Origin of the sequence: Massilia sp. R2A-15, assembly GCF_030704305.1 — a bacterium.
In the GTDB taxonomy this organism is placed as follows: domain Bacteria; phylum Pseudomonadota; class Gammaproteobacteria; order Burkholderiales; family Burkholderiaceae_D; genus JAFCUW01.
In genome coordinates this window covers 1,434,422-1,456,206 of the sequence record NZ_CP131935.1, presented here as the reverse complement: position 1 = coordinate 1,456,206, position 21,785 = coordinate 1,434,422, and the positions used below count along the sequence as shown (strand labels likewise).

The 21,785-nt window shown below is 67.0% G+C and carries 15 protein-coding genes; 11 read left to right on the top strand and 4 right to left on the bottom strand.

What is annotated here, in order from left to right; translation table 11 throughout:
* Positions 1–8 precede the first annotated feature (8 nt).
* Positions 9–1,421 (bottom strand): MFS transporter, encoded by a 1,413-nt coding sequence (locus Q4S45_RS06640; protein WP_305510291.1) that lies wholly within the window; start codon positions 1,419–1,421, stop codon positions 9–11.
* Positions 1,418–1,894, bottom strand: coding sequence for a cupin domain-containing protein (locus Q4S45_RS06635; protein ID WP_305510289.1), 477 nt, complete (start codon positions 1,892–1,894; stop codon positions 1,418–1,420). The genes Q4S45_RS06640 and Q4S45_RS06635 overlap by 4 nt, the downstream gene beginning before the upstream one ends.
* A gap of 135 nt (positions 1,895–2,029) precedes the next feature.
* Between Q4S45_RS06635 and Q4S45_RS06630 the strand changes: the two genes are divergently transcribed.
* Positions 2,030–2,923 carry a LysR family transcriptional regulator gene (locus tag Q4S45_RS06630; RefSeq protein ID WP_305510287.1) on the top strand — a complete coding sequence of 298 codons (894 nt, stop codon included), beginning with the start codon at positions 2,030–2,032 and terminating at the stop codon, positions 2,921–2,923.
* Here the strand turns inward: Q4S45_RS06630 and Q4S45_RS06625 are convergent.
* Positions 2,911–5,844 carry an EAL domain-containing protein gene (locus Q4S45_RS06625; RefSeq protein ID WP_305510285.1) on the bottom strand — a complete coding sequence of 978 codons (2,934 nt, stop codon included), beginning with the start codon at positions 5,842–5,844 and terminating at the stop codon, positions 2,911–2,913. The genes Q4S45_RS06630 and Q4S45_RS06625 overlap by 13 nt on opposite strands.
* A 277-nt stretch (positions 5,845–6,121) precedes the next feature.
* On the opposite strand from Q4S45_RS06625, the gene Q4S45_RS06620 reads away from it, so the two are divergent.
* From Q4S45_RS06620 to Q4S45_RS06595, 6 genes are all read left to right on the top strand, one after another.
* Positions 6,122–8,422 carry a diguanylate cyclase domain-containing protein gene (locus Q4S45_RS06620; protein WP_305510283.1) on the top strand — a complete coding sequence of 767 codons (2,301 nt, stop codon included), beginning with the start codon at positions 6,122–6,124 and terminating at the stop codon, positions 8,420–8,422.
* Between the two features lie 42 nt (positions 8,423–8,464).
* Complete coding sequence (locus Q4S45_RS06615) at positions 8,465–9,193, top strand: ABC transporter substrate-binding protein (RefSeq protein ID WP_305510282.1); 729 nt, start codon at positions 8,465–8,467, stop codon at positions 9,191–9,193.
* A gap of 182 nt (positions 9,194–9,375) precedes the next feature.
* Entirely contained in the window at positions 9,376–11,706 is a 2,331-nt protein-coding gene (locus tag Q4S45_RS06610; RefSeq protein WP_305510280.1) for a diguanylate cyclase domain-containing protein, read from the top strand.
* Between the two features lie 302 nt (positions 11,707–12,008).
* Positions 12,009–12,851, top strand: coding sequence for a DUF1906 domain-containing protein (locus tag Q4S45_RS06605; protein WP_305510278.1), 843 nt, complete (start codon positions 12,009–12,011; stop codon positions 12,849–12,851).
* Positions 12,852–12,903: 52 nt separating this feature from the next.
* Positions 12,904–13,827 (top strand): DUF4232 domain-containing protein, encoded by a 924-nt coding sequence (locus Q4S45_RS06600; RefSeq protein WP_305510276.1) that lies wholly within the window; start codon positions 12,904–12,906, stop codon positions 13,825–13,827.
* Between the two features lie 127 nt (positions 13,828–13,954).
* Positions 13,955–18,304, top strand: coding sequence for a DEAD/DEAH box helicase (locus Q4S45_RS06595; RefSeq protein ID WP_305510275.1), 4,350 nt, complete (start codon positions 13,955–13,957; stop codon positions 18,302–18,304).
* Here Q4S45_RS06595 and Q4S45_RS06590 read toward each other — a convergent pair.
* Positions 18,301–18,477: a hypothetical protein gene (locus tag Q4S45_RS06590; RefSeq protein ID WP_305510273.1), complete on the bottom strand. Its 177-nt coding sequence runs from the start codon at positions 18,475–18,477 to the stop codon at positions 18,301–18,303. The genes Q4S45_RS06595 and Q4S45_RS06590 overlap by 4 nt on opposite strands.
* A gap of 122 nt (positions 18,478–18,599) precedes the next feature.
* On the opposite strand from Q4S45_RS06590, the gene Q4S45_RS06585 reads away from it, so the two are divergent.
* The 4 genes from Q4S45_RS06585 to Q4S45_RS06570 all read left to right on the top strand — a co-directional run bounded on the left by Q4S45_RS06585 (position 18,600) and on the right by Q4S45_RS06570 (position 21,782).
* Positions 18,600–19,514, top strand: coding sequence for a cupin-like domain-containing protein (locus Q4S45_RS06585; protein WP_305510271.1), 915 nt, complete (start codon positions 18,600–18,602; stop codon positions 19,512–19,514).
* 142 nt (positions 19,515–19,656) lie between these two features.
* Entirely contained in the window at positions 19,657–20,127 is a 471-nt protein-coding gene (locus Q4S45_RS06580) for a pyridoxamine 5'-phosphate oxidase family protein (RefSeq protein ID WP_305510270.1), read from the top strand.
* A 10-nt stretch (positions 20,128–20,137) separates the two neighbouring features.
* Positions 20,138–20,911, top strand: a complete 774-nt coding sequence (locus Q4S45_RS06575; protein WP_305510269.1) for a YoaK family protein — start codon at positions 20,138–20,140, stop codon at positions 20,909–20,911.
* Between the two features lie 52 nt (positions 20,912–20,963).
* Entirely contained in the window at positions 20,964–21,782 is an 819-nt protein-coding gene (locus Q4S45_RS06570) for a formate/nitrite transporter family protein (RefSeq protein ID WP_305510267.1), read from the top strand.
* Positions 21,783–21,785: the final 3 nt, after the last annotated feature.

Here is a 21,785-nt window from a genome sequence, read left to right as displayed (position 1 = left end):
ACTCTATCCTAGCTCCGTGTAGGACAAGGTAGCGCCTGGGATTTTCTTCGCAGCATGAAAGTGAACACCAGCAACAATGCCAGCGCCAGCATGGCGGCCGCGCACGTAAGCGCCGCGGTCACCCGATGCGCCAGCAGCGGCGCACCGGACAGACCGCCCGTGCCGAAGGCGGCCAGCGCGACCAGCACGGCCAGGCCCAGCGAGTTGCCCAGCTGGTGGGCGACGTTGACCACGCCCGATGCGGCTCCGGCATCGTGCGCCGCGACGCCTGCGATGCCGGCCGTGGTGAGCGGGCTTAGCGCCAGGCCCTGGCCGGCGCCGATCAATACCATCGGCAGTGCGATGCCGGTGAGGTAGGCGGTATCGGCCGACACCTGGCTCAGCCAGGCGAAACCGGCGAGGCTGGTTGCCAGTCCTGCCGCCAGCAAAGGCGCGTTGCCGAACCGGCGTGTGAGCCGCGGCACCGCCATGGCAACGGCAAAATTTACCAGCGTCATCGGAAGGAACGCCAGGCCGGTCGTAGCCGGCGGAAAATGGACCACCTCCTGCAGGAACTGCGTGGTGAAGAAGAAAAATCCGATCATCGCGCCGAGGAACAGCGCCCGGGCGGCGTAGGCCGCGCAGCGCTCACGGCTGGCGAACAGGCGCAAGGGCATGATCGGCTGCTTCGCTTTGCGTTCCATGCGGACGAACGCGGCCAGCAAGGCCAGCGCGCCGGCCAGCGCCACGGCGGTGACGGGATCGCTCCACCCCGCGCCGGCCGAGCGGATGAACGCATACACCAGCGCGCTCATGCCGATGGTGGACGCGACGGCGCCGCTCACATCGAAGCGGCCCGCGCCGCGTGCATTTTCGGCGATGTGGCGCCGCGCGCCGACAATCATCGCCACGCCGATCGGCAGGTTGATGAAGAAACCGGCGCGCCAGGACAGGTATTCGGTCAGCACGCCGCCCAGCACCAGGCCGACGCTGGCGGCGATGCCTGCGACGGCGCTGTACAGGGACACGGCGCGCGTGCGCTCGGCGCCTTCCGCGAATGTCGTCTGCAGCAGCGCCAGCGTCGATGGCGCGAGGATCGCGGCGCCGACGCCCTGCACTGCCCGCGCGGCGATCATCCAGCCGGCCGATTGCGCCATGCCGATCGCCATAGAGGCCGCGGTAAACAGCGCCAGGCCGGCGACCAGCATGCGCCGGCGTCCCAGGATGTCGCCGGCGCGCGCGGCCAGCAGCAGGAAGCCGCCGAAGGTCAGCGTGTACGCGCTTTGCACCCACGCCAGCTCGTTGTCGCTGAAGCCGAGTTGCTGGTGGATCTTCGGCAGGCCGGTGAGCACCACCGACGTGTCCAGCACGATCATCACGTAGCTGACCAGGATGATCGCGAGGATCGCTGCCTTGTTCGTGGTGCCTGAAGTCGCGCTCATGGCAGCTTGCCGTATTGTCCGTCGCCGACCTTTTCCATCCACTCCACCACCTTGCCGTCGAGGTTCTCGGCAATCGCAATGTGCGCCATCGCGGTGGCTGGCGCGGCGCCATGCCAGTGCTTGACGCCCGGCGGAATCCATACGGTGTCGCCGGCGCTGATGTCCTGTACCGGGCCGTTCCATTGCTGCACCCGGCCGGCGCCGGAGGTGACGATCAGGGTCTGGCCGAGCGGGTGGGTGTGCCATGCGGTGCGCGCGCCGGGCTCGAAGGTGACGGTGGCGCCGCCCACGCGCGCGGGCGCCGAACCCTGGAACGGCGCATCGACACGCACCGACCCGGTGAAATTGGCCGCCGGGCCGGCCACTGACGCCTGCGTCTCGACGCGGGTGACCTTGACTGCCGGCGTCTCGTCGGCGGCGACCGCCGACGCGAGCGTGCACATTAACAGTGCGGCTGCTGGAGTATTTTGCATGAATGATCCTATCGTTGTTTGGGTATACGCCGGCGACAACCCCGGGGTCCGCGGCTCGACCAAAACAGTGTAGGTCCAGCGCGACCCGGTGATAAGACGCTAAAATCGGCATGTCCTTATGAAAGCAGCTCTTGAATGGCGCGCGAAAACTTTAACGACCTGCTCGCTTTCATCGCCGTGGCGCGCGCCGGCAGCTTCACCCGCGCCGCGGCGCAGCTGGGGATATCGCAGTCGGCGCTGAGCCACACGATTCGCAACTTCGAGGCCCGCATCGGCATCCGGCTGCTGACCCGCACAACCCGCAGCGTCTCCCCCACCGAAGCCGGCGAGCGCCTGATGCTCACCGTCGCGCCGCGCTTCGACGAGATCGAAACCGAAATGGCGTCGCTGACCGCCCTGCGCGACAAGCCCGCCGGCACAATCCGCATCACCACCGCGGAACACGCCGCCGTCAGCGTGATCTGGCCGAAGCTCGAACAATTCCTGCCCAACTACCCGGACATCAAGGTGGAAGTGACGGTCGATTACGGCCTGACCGACATCGTCGCCGACCGCTACGACCTGGGCGTGCGCCTGGGCGACCAGGTGGCCAGGGACATGATCGCCGTGCGCATCGGCCCGGAGCTGCGCATGGCGGTGGTCGGCGCGCCCTCGTATTTCGCCAGGAAGCCGCCGCCGGCCACGCCGCACGAACTGACGCAGCACGACTGCATCAACCTGCGCCTGCCCACTTACGGCGGGATCTACGCGTGGGAATTCGAAAAGGATGGGCACCCGCTGAAAGTGCGCGTGGACGGCCAGCTGGTGTTCAACAGCAGCACCCCGCGGGTGCGCGCGGCGCTGGCCGGCTTCGGCCTGGCGTTCGTGCCGGAGGATATGGCGACCGACCATATCGCCGCCGGCCGCCTGCAGCGCGTGCTCGAGGACTGGTGCCCCGCCTTCCCCGGTTATCACGTGTATTTTCCCAGCAGGCGGCAATCGTCGCCGGCACTGGCGCTGCTCGTTGCCGCGCTGCGCTACCGGGAATGAGCGGCCACGCGCGCCGGGCCGCCAGCCTGCGCGCCGGCGCGCTTGCGCGAGTAGGCCCGGAATGCCTCGTCGACTACCTGCTTCAACTCGGACGGATCGTCCGACTTTTCGATGAACTTGTAGACCGCGCCGATATTGATCGCCTTGCGCGTGACGCGCGAGTCGTCGTACGCGCTGAGCATGATGCGCATGGTGTCGGGATACATGCGGCGCACGCGCCCGACGAATTCGATGCCGTCCATCGCCGGCATGCGCTGGTCGCACAGGACCACCGCCACCTCCCGGCTGGCCAGCAGGTCCATCGCCTGGTCCGGATCGACCGTGCCGTGCACCACGTAGCCTTCCTGTCCGAGCACCAGCGACAGGTACTCGACCATGTTCGGGTCGTCGTCGAGCACCAGCACCGCGGGCGACTGCGGGGCGCGCGCAATCAGCCCGGCGGGCAGGCGCCGGTCCTGGCGCAGCAGCGCCTCGAGCTGCGGCGCCGCCAGCGGCTTGCTGAAGTAGTAGCCCTGGACGATGTCGCAGTGGCGGCTCGCCAGCAGTGCCAGCTGGGCCTCGGTCTCCACGCCTTCGGCCACCACTTCCATGTGCAGGCTGTGCGACATCGCGATGATGGCGTCGGCGATCGCCAGGCTGCCGGCATCGGTGGTGATCTCGCGCACGAACGACAGGTCGAGCTTGAGCCGGTCGATCGGAAAGCGCCGCAGGTAGCTCATGTTGGAATAGCCGGTGCCGAAGTCGTCGATCGACAGCTCCACGCCGATCCGCTTCATGTTCTCCATCATCGGCACGCTCTGCTCGGGGTCGGCCATCGATATGCTCTCGGTCAGTTCGAGCTCGAGGCAGTGCGGCGCCAGGCCGCTGCGCGCCAGCGCGCGCCGCACCACTTCGGCCAGGTCGGACTGGGCGCACTGCTTGGCCGAGATGTTCACCGCCACCGGCAGCTCCGGCAGTCCCGCATCCTGCCATGCCTTGTTCTGCGCGCAGGCGCGGTTCAGGACCCATTCGCCGATCGGGAGGATCAGGCCGGTCTCCTCGGCGAAGGCGATGAAGTGTCCCGGCCCGACCAGGCCAAGCTGCGGATGGCGCCAGCGCAGCAGGGCTTCGACGCCGACCACCTTGCCGCTGCGAAGGCTCACCTGCGGCTGGTAGTGCAGCTCGAATTCATCGCGTTCGAGCGCCTGGCGCAGGCTTGCGCCAAGCTGCAGCTGCTCGCTGGCGCGCTGTTGCAGCGCCGCGGTGAAAAACTGGAAGCCGTTGCGGCCCAGTTCCTTGGCCCGGTACATCGCGGTGTCAGCGTGCTTGATCAGCGTATCGGCGTCGTGCCCATCCTGTGGGTAGAACGCGATGCCGATGCTGCAGCCGACGGTGATGCTGCGACCGCCCAGCTCGACCGGCGCGGCGATCAGGTCGATCAGCTTGCGCATCTGCTCGGCCGCCTGCGATTCGGCGCACAGCTTGGCCAGATTGCCCTGGTTCATCAGCAGCACGAATTCGTCGCCGCCGAAGCGCGCCACGGTGTCGCTGGCGCGCACGCCGGCGCTGAGCCGCTGCGCGACTTCCCTGAGCAATTGATCGCCGATTTCGTGCCCCAGGCTGTCGTTGACCAGCTTGAAGCCGTCCAGGTCGAGGAAGGCGACCAGGATGGTGTCGCCGCTGCGCGCGGCGCCCGCGACGGCCTGGGTCAGGCGGTCGGTCAGCACGTTGCGGTTGGCCAGCCCGGTGAGCGCGTCGAACTGGGCCTGGTGCGCCAGCTGCTCGGCGTCATTGCGCGCATCGGTGATGTCGTTGAAGACGCCGACGAAGTGCTCGGCGTCGCCCTGTTCGGTGCGCACCGGGGCGACGTAGACTTCGTTCCAGAAGGGCGTGCCGTCCTTGCGGTAGCTGCGCACCACGGCGCGCGCCTCGCGCCGTTCGCGCAGCGCGGCGCGCAGCTGCAGCAGCGCCGGCTGATCGACCTCGGCGCCGACCAGGAAGTCGGCGCTCATCCCGATCGCCTCGGCGGCGCTGTAGCCGGTGATGCGCTCGAAGGCGCGGTTGACGTATTCAACCGCCAGGTCGGGCGGCGTCAGCCTGGCGATGATGATGGCGTTGAAGCTCGATTCAATCGCGCGCTCGCGCAGGTGCAAGGCCTGGTTGGCCAGCTGCAGCTGGTCCGCGCGGTGCGCAAGGTTTGCCTCGGAGGCGCGCAGCGCGGCGCTCATGGTGTTGAATACCGATGCCAGCTCGCCGATCTCGTCGCGCGAATTGGCGGCCACGGTCACATCACGCCGGCCATGCGCCAGCTGCAGCGCCGCGTCGGTCAGCTGCCCCAGCGGCGCGACCACGCGGCGCGACAGCCAGGCCGCGCAACCCAGCGCCAGCACCAGCAACACCAGCGCTGTCGAACCCATCGCCATCAGCGACCGCTCGGCCTGCGTGACCAGTTCCGTGTACAGGGGCGTGTATTCGTACACCAGCGCGCCGGCAATGCCGCGCCGCTCGTCGTAGACCGGCACGGCCACCTGGCGGATCCCGGCGCCGGCGCCGGCGGGCATTTCGATCATCAGGCGCGGCCGGCCGTCGCGCAGCGTGTCCGCGAGCACCGCGCGCCGCGCCGGATCGACCAGCCGCCCGATGTCTTCATGGTCGACGTCGGCGGCGATGACCAGGCTGCGGTCGACGATTTCGAGGTCGCGCTTCTCGAGCGCGGCCATCGCCGTGACGAACTCCTGGAACCGCGCGGGACGTTCGGCAACGGCGGCGCCGGCGATTTCGTGCGACGCCATCGCCGCCATCGTCCCGGCCAGGGTGCGCGCCTCGTTCTCCACCGCATCCTGGGCGATCTGGCGCAGGCCGTTCAGGGACAGCGCACCGACCGCGCCAAGCGGGAGGAACACCGCCAGCACGACCGACGTCAGCTTCGTTGAAATACGCACAACACTCCTTATCGCCATCTCTTGGTTGCCCGATGGTATCTGAAGCGTCGCCGCCATGCAGCGTGGATAGCAACCGGATCGCGCGGCGCAGCGGCCTGCCGCAGGGCGCCAAGCCGCGGCGGCGCGCACCTTGCTGTCGTAAATTTCACTACAACGATTTTGGCGCTAGTTGCGCAGGAGATACACGCAAACGAACGGTATTTACCGGCCGGTAATTACAATGGTGATAAGCTGTTCCGGGCCTCGCCACCACGGCCCGGCGAACCACGATCAACCGATGGACATGCAAAAACCCGAGAAGGTCCGCCACCTCAATCCCTCGATCATCGTCGTGCTCATTTGCGCGTTGCTGACCCTGGCCGCGTTTGGGCTGCAGCAGCGGCTGATGCATGAAAGGGTCGCGCTGCACGCCGCCGCCGACGCGGTGCAATACCAGCGCACCCTCGAACAGGGCATCCGCTCGTACGTCCAGCTAAGCCGCGACCTGGCCGGCTTCATCGTGGCGTCCGAGCACCTGACCCCGAAGACCTTCGACACCTACATGCGCAGCACCGACGTGCTGCGCGAGCATCCGGGCCTGCGCTACATCGGCTACGTGCCGCGCACCGCGCGCGCGATGCAGCCCGAAGCCGGCGCGGGCCGGCTGGCCGGACCGGCGGTGGCCGGCCAGCAGCCTGGCGCCGCCGATCCCGGCCACGTGTATCCCTATCTGTATGCTTTTCCGCAGGACGCCCGCGCGCTGGCCGCCCAGGGGCTCGACTTCTCCGCCATCCCCGAGCGCTGGGTGGCGATGCAGCACGCGCGCGACACCGGCGCCTCCGCGGTCACCGCGAAGCATTCCTATGTCGCCCCCCTGGCCGGCGCCGCGTCCCCGGTGCCGATCATCGTCGTGTTCACGCCGATCTACGACCTGGCGATGCCGGCGGCGACGCTCGACGAGCGCCGCGCGGCGCTGCGCGGCTACGTGTTCTCCATTTACGAAGTCGCGGAAATCATCGAACGCGTGATGGGGCCGCAGTTCGAAGAACTGTTCGACCTGGAGATTTACGACGGCAAGCCGTCCCCGCAAAATATCCTGTACGACCGCGACAAGCGTCCGCACGTGCTCCTGCACGATCGCGACGAGCCGGGAGTCCACCGCGCAAGCGTCCAGGTCTGCGACCATGACTGGACCATGTATTTTTTCCCGACGCCCGCGTATGAGGTGCGCTACCAGACCGGGATGGGAACGACGATTCTCTTGCTCGGCCTGTTCGTCACGGGCGCAATGGGCTACGGCACCCGCACGGCGCTCGGCAACCTGCGCGAACGCAGCCGCCAGAGCGCCGACGCCCACCGCTTCGACGAGGTGTTCCAGAACCATCCGTCGCCGGTGTATGCGCTGGACCTGCAACGCCGATTCATCAACGCCAACGCGCACGCGCTCAAGGAATTCAAGCTCGCCAAGACCGATTTGATGGGGACATCGGTCGAGGACCTGATCGTGCCGGAAAACCGCGAACGGGCGCGCGCGCAGTTCCAGCAAGTGCTGCGGGGCGACACGGTTTCCTACGATTCGGCGATCGTCGACGGCGACGGCAGGCGCGTGGACCTGTGCGTCATCATGATCCCCGTGAAGCAGGACGGCCACGTCGCCAGCGTGCTGGGGATCGCCGAGAACATCACCGAACGCAAGCAGGCGCAATGGCGCCTGAGCGAGTCGAAGCGGATGCTGCAGCTGGTGATCGACCACATTCCGCAGCGGGTGTTCTGGAAGGACACCGACTCGAAATTCCTGGGCTGTAACGAGGCGTTCTGCCGCGACGCCGGGCTGGCGCACCCGGACCAAATCGTCGGCAAGACCGATTTCGACCTGCCCTGGAAGGACAGCGCCGAGGCCTACCGGCGCGACGACCAGGCGACGATCGCCAGCAACCAGGCGAAGATCAATTACGAGGAATCGCAGCAGCGCGACGACGGCAGCGAATCCTGGCTCCGCACCAGCAAGATTCCGCTCACCGATATCGATGGGCGCACGGTCGCCGTGCTGGGCCTGTACGAAGACATCACCGACCGCAAGCTGATGGAGCGCCAGCTCAAGGAAATGGCCCACTTCGACAGCCTGACGGGCCTTGCCAACCGCGCGTTCTTCTACCATCACCTCGAACACGCCACGGCCAGGGCCAGGCGCAGCGCGGCGCTGCTTGCGCTGATGTACCTCGACCTCGACCGCTTCAAGGCGGTCAACGATTCGTACGGCCATGAACTGGGAGACCGCTTGCTGAAGGCCTTCGCGCAGCGGATCAGGAGCGTGCTGCGCGAGATGGACGTGGTCGCGCGCCTGGGCGGCGACGAGTTCGCGCTGACGCTCGAAGACCTGCACGACCGCCACGCGGCCGAATCGGTGGCCGCCAAGCTGGTCGCCGCCATGCAGCAGCCCTTCGTGTTCGACGGCGTGGAACTGACCGTCGGCACCTCCATCGGCGTGGCGTTTTCGGCGCCGGAGCTCAGCGCCCAGGAGCTGGTGCGGCGCGCCGACCAGGCCATGTACCGGGCCAAGCACGGCGGACGCAATCGCTACGAAATCGACGAACATTGAAAGCGCCGTTAGAATGTGCGCATATCACGACGAGGACTGCCTTTGCGCTTTGTTGACCTGACCCGCCTGTTGCTGCTCGCCGCCTGCGCGGCGTCGTGTGCCAATGCGTCCGCGACCCTGAAGATCCTGGTCGACAGCAGCACTGCGATGCCGATGGCGAGGATCGAAGACGCCCAGGTGGTGGGCGGGATTCATCGCGACCTTGGCATCGAACTGGCGCGCGAACTAGGCGAACCGGCGCAGTTCCTCGTCATGCCAAGAAAGCGCATTCCGGTCGCGCTCGAGCGCGGCGACGGCGACCTGGCCTGTCATTTCCTGCCGGAGTGGCTGCCGGGCGATTTCGGCTGGACCGAGCCGTTCATGCCCAACGCCCTAGTGCTCCTGAGCGATGCGCGCACGGCGCCGGTCGAACAGCTGCAAGACCTGCGCGGCCAGCCGATCGGCACCGTGCTGGGGTTCGCCTATCCGGACGTGGAGCGCGAACTGGGCGCCGACTTCGTGCGCGACGACGCCGGCGACGCGTCGCAGAACCTCTTGAAGTTCGGCGTCGGCCGTTCGCGCCACGTCCTGACCGGTGAGGTCTTCTGGTCCTACCAGCAGCGCATCGGCGGCATCGCGCTGCGCGCGCACGAGCCGCTGGTGGTGCGGCGCTACAAGGCCGCCTGCGCCGTGTCGCGCAAGGGCCGCTTCCAAGTCGCGGCGATCAACCGGGCCATCCGGCAGATCCAGAAAGACCACCGGCTGGCCGCGATGTACGATAAATACCGTTAAGCGAAGCAAGGCCGGGCCAGGCCGTTCCGGCGCCCGGAACGGAGTCCGTTGCAATTTATATTGCGCTACGGCAATAAAGCGCGTACACTGACCGGTGCGCCCCAATTTTGCGCACCGCGTTCCTTCGCCTCCCGCGTCCGGCCCCGCCGTACGCCCTCCCTCGGCCCCCTCCCCGCCGAATCATGGCCGCCGAACGCCCTTGCACGTCCGTCATGCCCTTTTTCCAACGTCAGATTACGCCACACGAATGGCGCACTTTCTCAATGGCGATCCAGTTGAACCACTCAATCCGTAAATTTGCGCCCTCCATCCTTCTCGTGCTCGTTGGCGCGCTGCTGACGCTGGGCGCCTACAGCATGCACCAGCGGCTGACGCGCGAAAAAGTCTCGCTGCATGCCGCCGCCGACGCGGCCCAATACCAGCGGGCGCTTGACCAGGGCATCCGATCTTACGTGCAGCTGAGCCGCGACCTGGCGGGATTCATCGTCGCCTCGCAGCACCTCGAGGCCGGCAATTTCGACGCTTACATGCGCAGCACCGACGTGCTGCGCGAACATCCTGGCCTTCACTACATTGGCTACGTGCCGCGCATCAGGCGCACCGCCCAGGCGGGCAGCGCAGATCCCGACTACGCCTATCCTTACCTGTACGCGTATCCGCGCGATGCGCGCACGGTCGCGGCGCAGGGGATGGATTTTTCCGCCATTCCCGCACGCTGGAATGCGATGCAACAGGCGCGCGATTCCGGCACATCGGCCGTCACGTCGATGCACTTTTACAACCGGCCGTTGCCGTCCGACCGGGGCCAGGTGCCGATCATCGCCGTGTTCACCCCGATCTATGACCTGGCAATGCCCACTTCGACCGTTGGCGAGCGCCGCGCGGCATTGCGCGGGTACGTGTTTTCGATTTACGAAATCGAGCAAATGATCGAACGCGTGATGGGCCCGAGGTTCGAGGAACTGTTCGACCTCGAGATCTACGACGGCGATGCGCGCCAGCGGACAGTTCTCTACGATGGCGACAAACGGCCGCACGTGGTGATGCAGGATGAGGACTTTCCGATCGCCCATCGGGCCGACCTCAAGATCGGCGAGCATACCTGGCAGATGTATTTCTTCCCGAAGCCGTTTTACACCCTGCGCTACAGCAACGGCTTTGGTACGACGATTGTGCTGCTTGGCCTGTTCCTCACGGCCGCGATGGGCTACGGCGCCCCCGCGGCGATCCGGCGTTTTCGCTCGCGTTCCCAGCAGCTCGCCGATGCGCACCGGTTCGACGAGGTGTTCCAGAACCATCCCTCGCCCGTCTACGCGCTCGACCTGCAGCGCCGCTTCATCAACGTCAATGCGCACGCGCTCAAGGAATTCAAGGTTTCCAGGGCGGACCTGATGGACAAGTCCGTCGAGAACCTGATCGCACCTGAGAATACCGAAAGCGCACGGGAACACTTTCAACAGGTCCTCCGGGGCAACACGGTCTCGTACGATTCCGCGGTCATCGGCGGCGACGGCGTGCGTGTCGAAGTATGCGTGATCATGATCCCCGTGAAGGTGGCGGGACGCGTGGTCAGCGTGCTGGGCATCGCCGAAAATATCACCGAAAGGAAGCTCGCGGAATGGCGCCTGAACGAATCGAAGCGGATGCTGCAACTGGTCATCGACCACCTTCCGCAGCGGGTGTTCTGGAAGGACACCGACTCGAAATTCCTGGGCTGTAACGAGGCGGCTTGCCGCGACGCCGGGCTCACGCATCCGGACCAGATCGTCGGCAAGACCGACTTCGACCTAGCGTGGCGCGCCAACGCCGAGGCCTATCGCAGCGACGACCGGGCCACCCTCGCCAGCGGCCAGGCCAAGATCAATTACGAAGAACCACAGCAGCGCGACGACGGCAGCGAATCCTGGCTGCGCACCAGCAAGATCCCGCTCACCGACATCAACGGACGCGCCGTCGCGGTTCTCGGCATGTACGAGGACATCACCGATCGCAAGCTCATTGAGCGGCAACTGGAGGAAATGGCCCACTTCGACAGCCTGACCGGCCTGGCCAATCGTGCGTATTTCCACCACCAGCTGGAGCACGCCAGGGTGAGGGCGAAGCGCAACGGCGCGACGTTCGCTCTCATGTATCTGGACCTCGATAAGTTCAAGGCGGTCAACGACACGTATGGACACGAGGTCGGCGACCGGTTGCTGAAGGCATTCGCCCATCGGGTCAAGGGCGTCCTGCGCGAAGCAGACACCGTCGCGCGGCTCGGCGGCGACGAATTTGCGCTCACCCTGGAAGACCTGCCCGACCGCGAGGCGGCCAAAGCGGTTGCGGCCAAACTGGTGGCGACGATGCAAGCGCCGTTCGTGCTGGACGGCGTCGAGCTGTGCGTCGGGACCAGCATCGGAGTGGCGTTTTCGTCACCGGACATCAGCGTCAGCTCGCTGGTACGCCGCGCCGACGAAGCGATGTACCGGGCCAAGCGCGGTGGGCGCAATCGCTACGAAGTCGACGAAAATTGACAAGCAGCGCTGCAATCCGCGCATCTTTGGGCTGACCCGAGCCGCCCGTCGCTGCGCGCCGGCGGGCCGCGATTTACGACAAATATCGCTGACGCCGCGGCCGTCCCGCAGGCGCCTTCCGCGAGTGTGAATTTGTGTGAATTTTGTGTGTCTTTTGTAAATTTCCTGTGTTAAATTGTTGCCGCAACACAAAAGATGCGGGAGTTGAATTTGCACACGGACGGCCGTGAGGCGGGTCTGACGTTGATTTTCGATGGTGCATGTGCGGCTCCCGAAAAAAACTACAAAAGGAGACGTTCACAATGCAAGCCCTGTTTCGTTCACCGTTAGCGACCCTGCTACCGTCCGTCATACTCGCTTCCTCCGCCCTGCTCGCCGCCCTGCCGGCCCACGCCTACCCCAGCGGCGGCGCCGCATTCAACGGCAAGGGCTTCGATACCTGCGCCGCCCCTTCGACCTCGCAGATGCAGTCATGGTGGACCAGCACCCCGTGGAGCTTCGTCGGCATCTACGTCGGCGGCAACACGCGCGCCTGCTCGCAGCCCAACCTGACCGCGGCGTGGATGAACACCACGAACACCATGGGATGGCGCCACCAGATGATCTGGGTCGGCCCGCAGGCTCCCTGCTCGACCTTCGCCAACCGCATCAGCCTCGACCCCGCCACCGCCTACCAGCAGGGCAAGACCGAGGCCGACAGCGCCTACAACGCCCTGATCGCACTGGGCATCACCAACAGCGCGGCCGGCACGCCGATCGTCTATGACATGGAAGGCTATACCAACGACGCGGCCTGCCGCGCGGCCGTCAAGTCGTTCATGCTCGGCTGGACCGACGAACTGGCCGTGGCGCCGGCCCAGGTGGCGGGCGTGTATGGCTCGGCGTGCAATTCCTACCTGAGCGACCTGGCCACCATCGCGCGGCCGCCTGCCTACATCTGGGCGGCCAACTGGGACCTCAATCCATCGACGGCGACCATGTCCTGCGTGGGCGCCACGAACTTCGCGAACCACCAGCGCCTGAAGCAGTACCAGGGCGACCATAATGAAACCTGGGGCGGCGTGACGCTCAATATCGACAGCAACTGCGCCAATGGACCAATGGCGCCGACCGGCGGCCTGAATGGCACCAGCGTGTGCAACTAGCCCAGTCCAACCACGATATCCCGTCATGATCCAATTATTCGGAGCTTCAGCAATGTCAACTCGTTCGAAATTCACCGGCGGCCTGTCCGCCATGTCCGTCCTCATGTTATCGCTGGCTGGCCAGGCGCACGGCGCCCAGCCGGTGCCCTTCCTGAACCAGCCCGCGGCGGCAAAGGCCGCGGCGACGCCGGCCGCCGCCGGCTTCACCCATCCTTGCTCGGGCGCCGACCTCGCGGTCGCGGCCGGGCCGGCGGGCGCCTATCGCGGCCACGCCACGCAGGAGATCCGCCTCACCAATAACGGCGCCGCCACGTGCCACCTGCCCGGCTTCCCGAGCGCGCAATTGCAGCCGGTGGGCGAAGCGCCGCAGACGGTTGGCGCCAGCGACCTCGCGCCGCAACTGGCAAACGAGCGCATCGAGCTTGCGCCGGGCGAATCGGCGCTGATGCTGATGGGGACTCCCGGTTCGTGCGACGCGGCGGCCAAGCCGCAGCGCAAGGTCAGCCGGCAACTGCAGCTGGCCCTGCCGGGCGGCGGCGTGAAAGTGCTGAACGGCGTGCACGTCGATACCCTGTGCGGCCGCGCCTCGGTGATCCGCTTCCACCGCGTGCAAAATGACGGCGCGGCCAAAGCGGTGTCGCCGCTCGAGCAGCTCGCCGGCAGCGTGAGCGTGGCCGATGACGCGAGCCGCGGCGCCATGCTGGCCTACACGGTGACATTGTCGAATCCGACCGCCGCGCCGATTTCGCTGGCGTCCTGCCCGGCCTACACGCAGTCGCTGTATGCCGATGGCAAGTCGGCGGCCACCACGCTGCGCCTCAATTGCGGCGCGGCGGGCGGCCAGATCCCGGCCAATTCCAGCGTCAGCTTCGCCATGCAGGCGCAGGTGCCGGCCGACTTCGCGCCAGGCAGCTTGAAACTGAGCTGGAAGCTGGAAGACGGTCCCGGCGCCGGCAAGATGATCAACTTGCGCTAACCCCTCCGCGGTAACCCGGGGTCTGGTCCTGCGGACCTGACCCCGTCTTGCGCGCCGCGCTATCTCCTTCGCAGTTGCGAGATAATGGTGGCCTTGCCATCCGTTCGGCTGCCCCCATCTGCATCAAATGAACAAGCGCGTTCCCGTCGACAGCGTCTGGCGGAACTTCCATCCTGCCGTCGCAGCATGGTTCGGTGCGGCCTTCCCGGCCGCGACCGAGGCCCAGCTGCGCGCCTGGCCCCTGATCCAGGCCGGCCGCACCACCCTGGTGGCCGCGCCCACGGGCTCCGGCAAGACCCTGACCGCCTTCCTGGCCGCGATCGACGCGCTGGTGCGCGAAAGCCGCGACGCGCCGCTGCCCGACGAAACCCAGGTGCTGTACGTGTCGCCGCTGAAGGCGCTGTCGAACGACATCCGCGTCAACCTGCAAGGCCCGCTGGAAGGCATCGGCCGCAAGCTGACGGAAATGGGCCTGCGGGAGCACGGCATCCGCACCGCAGTGCGCACCGGCGACACCACCACCGCCGAACGCAACGCCATGCGCAAGCGCGCCCCGCACATCCTGGTCTCGACGCCAGAATCGCTATACGTGCTGCTGGGCTCCGACAGCGGCCGCGCCATGCTCTCGACCGTGCGCACCGTGATCGTCGACGAAATCCACGCCGTCGCCGGCAGCAAGCGTGGCAGCCACCTCGCGCTCAGCCTCGAGCGGTTAGCCGCGCTGTGCCCGCGCCCGCCGGTGCGGATCGGCCTGTCGGCCACCCAGAAACCCCTGTCCCTGGTGGCCGACTTCCTTCGTGGCGGCGGCGCCGATTGCGACGTGGTGGACGTCGGACACGTGCGCGCGCGCGACCTGGCGCTGGAACTGCCGCCGGTGCCGCTCGAAGCGATCATGCCCAACGAGGTGTGGGAGCGCGTCTACGACCGCATGGCCGAACTGGTGGTGCTGCACCGGACCTCCCTCATTTTCGTCAATACGCGGCGCATGGCCGAACGGCTGGCGCGCCACCTCGGCGACCGGCTGGGATCGGAACACGTGGCCGCGCACCACGGCAGCCTGGCCAAGGAATACCGCCTGGTGGCCGAACAGCGCCTGAAGGCCGGCGACCTGCAGGTGCTGATCGCCACCGCGTCGCTGGAGCTGGGCATCGACATCGGCGACGTGGACCTGGTGTGCCAGGTCGGCTCGCCGCGCAACATCGCCTCGCTGCTGCAGCGCGTGGGCCGGTCGGGCCACCAGGTCGGCGGCATGCCGAAAGGCCGCCTGTTCCCGACCTCGCGCGACGACCTGATCGAATGCGCGGCGTTGCTCGACTGCGTGCGCCGCGGCGAACTGGACGCCCTGCGCATCCCGCGCACGCCGCTGGACGTGCTGGCGCAGCAGATCGTGGCCGAAGTGGCCAACCGCGAATGGGGCGAGGACGAACTGTTCGAGCTGGTGCGCCGCGCGCAACCGTACGCGCAGCTCGAACGCGCGAACTACGACGCCGTGCTGCGCATGCTCGCCGAAGGCTACACCACCCGCAACGGCGTGCGCGGCGCCTACCTGCACCGCGACGCCGCCACCCGCTCGCTGCGCGGCCGGCGCGGCGGCAAGCTGGCCGCGGTCACTTCGGGCGGCACCATCCCCGACAATGCCGACTACACCGTGCTGCTCGAGCCGCAGGGCCAGTCGGTCGGCACGGTCAACGAAGACTTTGCGGTCGAAAGCCTCGCCGGCGACGTTTTCCAGCTCGGGAACACCTCTTACCGCATCATGCGGGTCGAAGCGGGCAAGGTGCGCGTGGAAGATGCCCACGGCGCGGCGCCCAACATTCCGTTCTGGCTGGGCGAAGCGCCGGGCCGCAGCGACGAACTTTCGGCCGGCGTTGCGCGCCTGCGCGGCGAGATCGATCGCGAGCTGTCCGAGGCCGAAGGCGAAGCGGCGCTGGACCGCGCGGTCGCCTGGCTGGACGAGCACCTGGGCCTGAACGAAGACGCCGCGCGCCAGATCGTCGAGTACCTGGCGCGTTCCCGCGCCGCGCTGGGCGCCCTGCCGACCCAGGACACGCTGGTCATGGAACGCTTCTTCGACGAGTCGGGCGGCATGCAACTGGTGCTGCACACGCCGTTCGGCAGCCGCATCAACCGCGCCTGGGGCCTGGCGCTGCGCAAGCGCTTCTGCCGCAGCTTCAACTTCGAACTGCAGGCCGCAGCGACCGAAGACGCGATCATCCTGTCGCTCTCGACCTCCCACAGCTTTCCGCTCGACGAGGTCTGGCGCTACCTGAAATCGGCCAGCGCCGAACATATCCTGGTGCAGGCCCTGCTCGACGCGCCGCTGTTCAACGTGCGATGGCGCTGGAACGCCACCACCGCCCTTGCCCTGCCGCGCTTCACCGGCGGACGCAAGGTGGCGCCCCAGCTGCAGCGCATGAAGAGCGACGACCTGCTGGCCGCCGTGTTCCCCGACCAGGCGGCGTGCCTGGAGAATGTCGTCGGCGAGCGCGAACTGCCAAGCCATCCGCTGGTCGACCAGACGCTCGACGACTGCCTGCACGAGGCGATGGACAGCGAAGGCTGGCTGGCCCTGCTGCGCCGCATCGAAGCGGGCGAAGTGCGCCTGCTGTCGCGCGACCTGCCGGCGCCGTCGCCGCTGGCGATGGAAATCCTGAACGCGCGTCCTTACGCCTTCCTGGACGACGCGCCGCTGGAAGAGCGCCGCACGCAGGCGGTCATGAGCCGGCGCTGGAGCGATCCGGCGTCCACCGACGACATGGGCGCGCTCGATGCGGAAGCCATCGCGGGCGTGGCGGAAGAAGCGTGGCCGCAGCCGCGCGGCGCCGACGAGATGCAGGAGGCTCTGGTCGCGCTGTCGTGTGTAACGCAGGAGGAAGCTGCGCGCAAAGAAGGCTGGGCGGCGTGGCTCGACTCGCTTGCCAAAGGCGGCCGTGCTACTCGGCTGCGCGGCGACGGCGCCGACTTGTGGGTGCCGCTCGAACGGCTCGACTGCCTGCAGGCCGCCTATCCGGAAGCGATCGCTGCGCCGGCGCTGGACATCCCCGACAGCCATCGCGGCAACGGCGACGAAGCGTGGACGCGCGACGCCGCTCTGGTCGAAATCCTGCGCGCGCGCCTGACCGGCTTCGGGCCGCAACCGCTTGCGGCGATCGCAGCCAGCCTGGCGCTGCCGGAACCGACCGCCGCCATCGCGCTGACCCAGCTCGAAAGCGAAGGCTACGTCATGCGCGGGCGCTTCACGCCGGGTGCGCCGGACGAGGGATGGTGCGAGCGCCACCTGCTGGCGCGCATCCACCGCTACACGATCAAGCGGCTGCGGCGCGAGATCGAGCCGGTCGAGCGGCAGGATTTCATGCGCTTCCTGTTCGACTGGCAGCACCTGTCCGATGGCACGCAATGGCATGGCGACGACGCCTTGCCGCAGGTGCTGGCGCAGCTCGAAGGCTATGAAGCGGCGGCCGGCGCGTGGGAAAGCGACCTGCTCGCCCTGCGCCTGCGCGACTACTCCATTCTCGGGCTGGACGATCTGTGCCGCGCCGGCAAGCTGGTTTGGACGCGCGTCGGCGCGCCGCGTTCGGCGGCCGGCGGCCCGGTGCGCAGCACGCCCATCGTGCTGCTGCCGCGCCGCCAGACTGCCCTGTGGCATTCGCTCCCCGGCCCAAATGGCCCGCCGGAGATCTCGCCGCGCGCCACCTTCGTGCTGGAAGCGCTGCGGCGCGACGGCGCCATGTTCTTCGACGAGCTGCAGCAGGACACGCGCCTGTTGCCAGTGGAGCTGGAGAACGCGCTGGGCGAACTGGTATCGACCGGGGTGGTCAACGCCGACAGTTTCGCAGGCATGCGCGCCATGCTGCTGCCCGCATCCAAACGCGCCAGCAACGACAAGCGCAGGCGCCGCGGCGCAGGCCCGACGATGGAGGAAGCGGGACGCTGGGCCCTGGTGCGGCGCGGCGACGTGGAAGCGCTGCCTGAACCTGCGACCGGCAAGCCCGCGCGCAAGCCGCGCACCGCACCGGAAACGCTGGAATACATCGCCATGACGCTGTTGCGCCGCTACGGCGTGATGTTCTGGCGGCTTCTGGAGCGCGAAGCGGCGTGGCTGCCGTCGTGGCGCGAGCTGCTGCCGGTGTACCATCGGCTCGAAGCGCGCGGCGAGATCCGCGGCGGCCGCTTTGTCGCGGGCTTTTCGGGCGAACAGTTCGCGCTGCCCGAAGCCATTCCGCTGCTGCGCGAAGTGCGCCGGCGCGCGCACGACGGCAGCCTGGTGTGCATCTCCGGCGTCGATCCGCTCAACCTGTGCGGCACGCTGCTACCGGGCGATAAAGTCCCTGCCATCGCGGGCAATCGCGTGCTGTTCCGCGATGGCGTGCCGGTGGCGACCATCGTCGCCGGCAAGATCAACTATCTCGAGGAGCCCGGCGCGGAGCGCGAGAAGCTGCATGCGCATTTGGTGGGGCGCGGCGTCCACCCGCACTAGTACACAATGCGATCGGTCCGCTTCTTCTTCTTCACGGTCACGGACTCCTCCTGCTTTGGCTTGGTCGCCGGCGGCGGCGCCATCGGCAACGGGAATCCTAGGAAGATCATGATCAGGAATATCGGCAAGAGGCAAAAAAACAGCGGCGTCTTCCAATTGAGCTTCTGTTTCATTATTTGCAACAAGTGGTGATACGCCGTCGATATTCAAGGGCCGAACCTGTGGCCAGTTGCGGTATTTGATAAGATCCTGCCGGTTCGCGATGAACCGAACCAGACAAGAAATAAAAGGACTAATGTCAGAACAAAGAAAACCGCTCTCCCCGCAGCGGCTGCCGCCTTTGGAGGCATCGCGGTCCACGTCGCATGCCGATGCAGCCGCAAAGAAGCAGGCGCGCGAACAAAGGGATGCGCTGGTGCGCGGCGTCACGTCGATCCACGAGATGCGCGAGGCGATCAAGGATGCCGCGCGCGCCCTGCCGTCGATTTCCGAAGTGCCGCGCCTCGGCAAGCTCGATGCCGCGGCGTTTCGCGCGCGCGCCGCCGAGGGCCGGCCCTTCCTGATCACCGGCGTGGTGGATCGCTGGCCGCTCACCGCCCTCACGCCGGAATCGCTGCGCGAGCGCTTCAGCCACCTGCCGGTGCGCGCGCGGGTGGGCGACTACATCAATACCGCGTTCGCGCCGGACCGCGCGATGCAGGACATGTCGATGCTGGAGTATCTCGATCTTGTCGCTGCCGGCACGCAGCATCTGCCGCCCTACCTGGGCAACCTGGAACTGCGCGAATTGAACCGCCTGTGCCACTGGCCCACCTACTTCGATAAAATGGGCCCGCCGCGCTTCTGGGTCGGCCCCGCCGGCACGGTGACGCCGCTGCACTGCGACTACGACGACAATATCTTCGCGCAGGTCTGGGGCAGCAAGCGCATCTTCCTGTCGCCGCCGCACCACGATCAATTCCTGTATCCGAGCGAGGCCAACGCGATCCTGTTCGGATCCCCGGTCAATCCCGAAGCGCCGGATTTCGACAAATTCCCGCTGGCGCGCCAGGCCTCGCTGATCGAGGTCATCGTCAATCCCGGCGACATGCTGTACGTGCCGGCGGGCTGGTACCACTACGTTCGCGCGCTGACGTTTTCGCTTTCCTCCAACCGCTGGGCGCGCGCCATGCCGTTTGCGCTGAACGGCGCGCCGTTGCTGCGGCGATAAAGCACGGATGGGGGCAGGTCGGGCGCGCGCATTTGATGCAAGTCAAATACGGCCCAATGGCAATTTGAGATAAACGCTTTTCTCTGGACGGAATGCCTGCTGAAGCATAGGCTTGACACATGCCCGCGCGCCCGGAGAAATCATGAAGCCGATCAACCAAGCCGACCTGACCGCTATCCTGAAGGTGCTCGACGAGTCGACCGAGATGAGCCTGGCCACCTGCCGTCCGGATGGTTTTCCCCAGTCGACGACGGTGAACTTCGTCCACGAGGACCTGACCCTGTACTGCGCGGTCGGGCTGGACAGCCAGAAGGCGCACAACATCCGCGCTAACGGCAAGGTGTCGGCCACCATCAACCGGACCAGGCGCGAGTGGCGCGACCTGCAGGGCATCTCCATCGGCGGGATCGCCACCGTGCTGGCCGACGCGGCGCAAATGCGCACCACGGCGGACCGCCTGCTGGGCCGCTATCCGCATCTGTCCCAATACATCAAGGGCACCGGCGCGCTTCCCTGGTCGGGCATGCTGTTCATCAGGATCGTGCCGCAGGTCATTTCCATCCTCGACTACCGCGAGCGCTTCGGGCATACCACGCTGGTGGAACTGACATGATTGCGCGCCTATGCCCATCAATTACGCGCGCAGGCTGATCGGCCGGGACCGCACCGCCCCGGCCAACCGCCAGCTCGGCATCGTGCTGGCCTTCGTCGCCGGCGCCGTCAACGCCGGCGGCTTCCTCGCGGTCCATCAGTACACCTCGCACATGACGGGCATCGTCTCGGCGATCGCCGACCACCTCGCGGTGGGGCGTTACGACATCATCGCGTCCGGGCTCGGCGCGCTGCTTTCCTTCGTGGCCGGCGCCGCCAGCTGCGCCCTCATGGTCAACTATTCGCGCCGGCGCCGCATGCACAGCGTGTACGCCTTGCCGCTGCTGGTGGAGGCGACGCTGCTACTGGGATTCGGCCTGCTCGGCTCGCAACTAGCCGCGATGGATGGCGTGTTCGTGCCGATCACCGTCATGCTGCTGTGTTTCATCATGGGCCTGCAAAACGCCATCGTCACCAAGCTGTCCAATGCCGAAATCCGCACCACCCACATCACCGGCATCGTGACCGACATCGGCATCGAGCTGGGCCGGCTGCTCTACTGGAACCGGACCGAGCGCCCCGGCCAGTTGCCGGTCGCCGCCGACCGCGAACGCCTGACACTGCTGTCGCTGCTCGCGCTGTCGTTTTTCGTCGGCGGCGCGACCGGCGCCTTCAGCTTCCACCGCTTCGGCTACATCGCCACGCTGCCGCTGGCGATCGCGCTGATCGCCCTGGCCATGGCGCCGATCCTCGACGACATGAAAGTGTTCGCGGGCGCCAGGAAGAACAGCCGGCGTTCGCCCTAGCACGGGCGCCCGCCTTCGGCGCAATGATGTTCTGGTTTCCAGAAGGACGCACATGGAAATTTACGGATTCGACGCATTTTCCCCCGCGGAGATCATCGCCAAGGTCGAAACGGTGGGGGTGAGCAAGGCGCGCCTGCCCTTCCGGTCGATGCTGATGCTGTCGGTCCTCGCGGGCGCCTTCATCGGCATGGGCGCCCTGTACAACGTGCTGGTGCGCTCCGATCCCACGCTGGGCTTCGCGACGCGCCAGGTGCTTGGCGGCGCCGTGTTCTCGCTCGGCCTGCTGATGGTAGTGGTGGCCGGCGCGGAACTTTTTACCGGCAATAACCTGCTGGTGATGGCCTGGGCCGCCGGCAAGATCAGCACGCGCGAACTGCTGCGCAACTGGTCGATCGTGTTTCTCGGTAATTTTGTCGGCGCGGTCGGCCTGGCCTGCCTGGTGGTGCTGTCGAACCATCCCGCGCTGAACCAGGGCGCCGTGGCGGCCCAGTACCGCCAGATTGCCGCGGCCAAGACGGCGCTGCCCTTCATCGACGCCTTCTTCAGCGGGGTGCTGTGCAATGCGCTGGTGTGCGTGGCGATCTGGATGGCGATCGCGGGGCGTAGCGTGCTCGACAAGGCGGTCGCGATCCTGTTTCCGATCTCCGCCTTTGTCGCCGCCGGCTTCGAGCACAGCGTCGCGAACATGTACCTGATCCCGATGGCGATGCTGCTTCAATGGACCGGCCAGGCCGGCGCGCCGGCGCCTGTCGTGTGGAGCGGCTTCGCGGCGAACATGATTCCCGTGGTATTGGGGAACATCGTCGGCGGCTCGGTCTTCGTCGGTGTGGTGTTCCACGTCATCTACCGGCGCCCTGGCGCGCACACCTGAGCG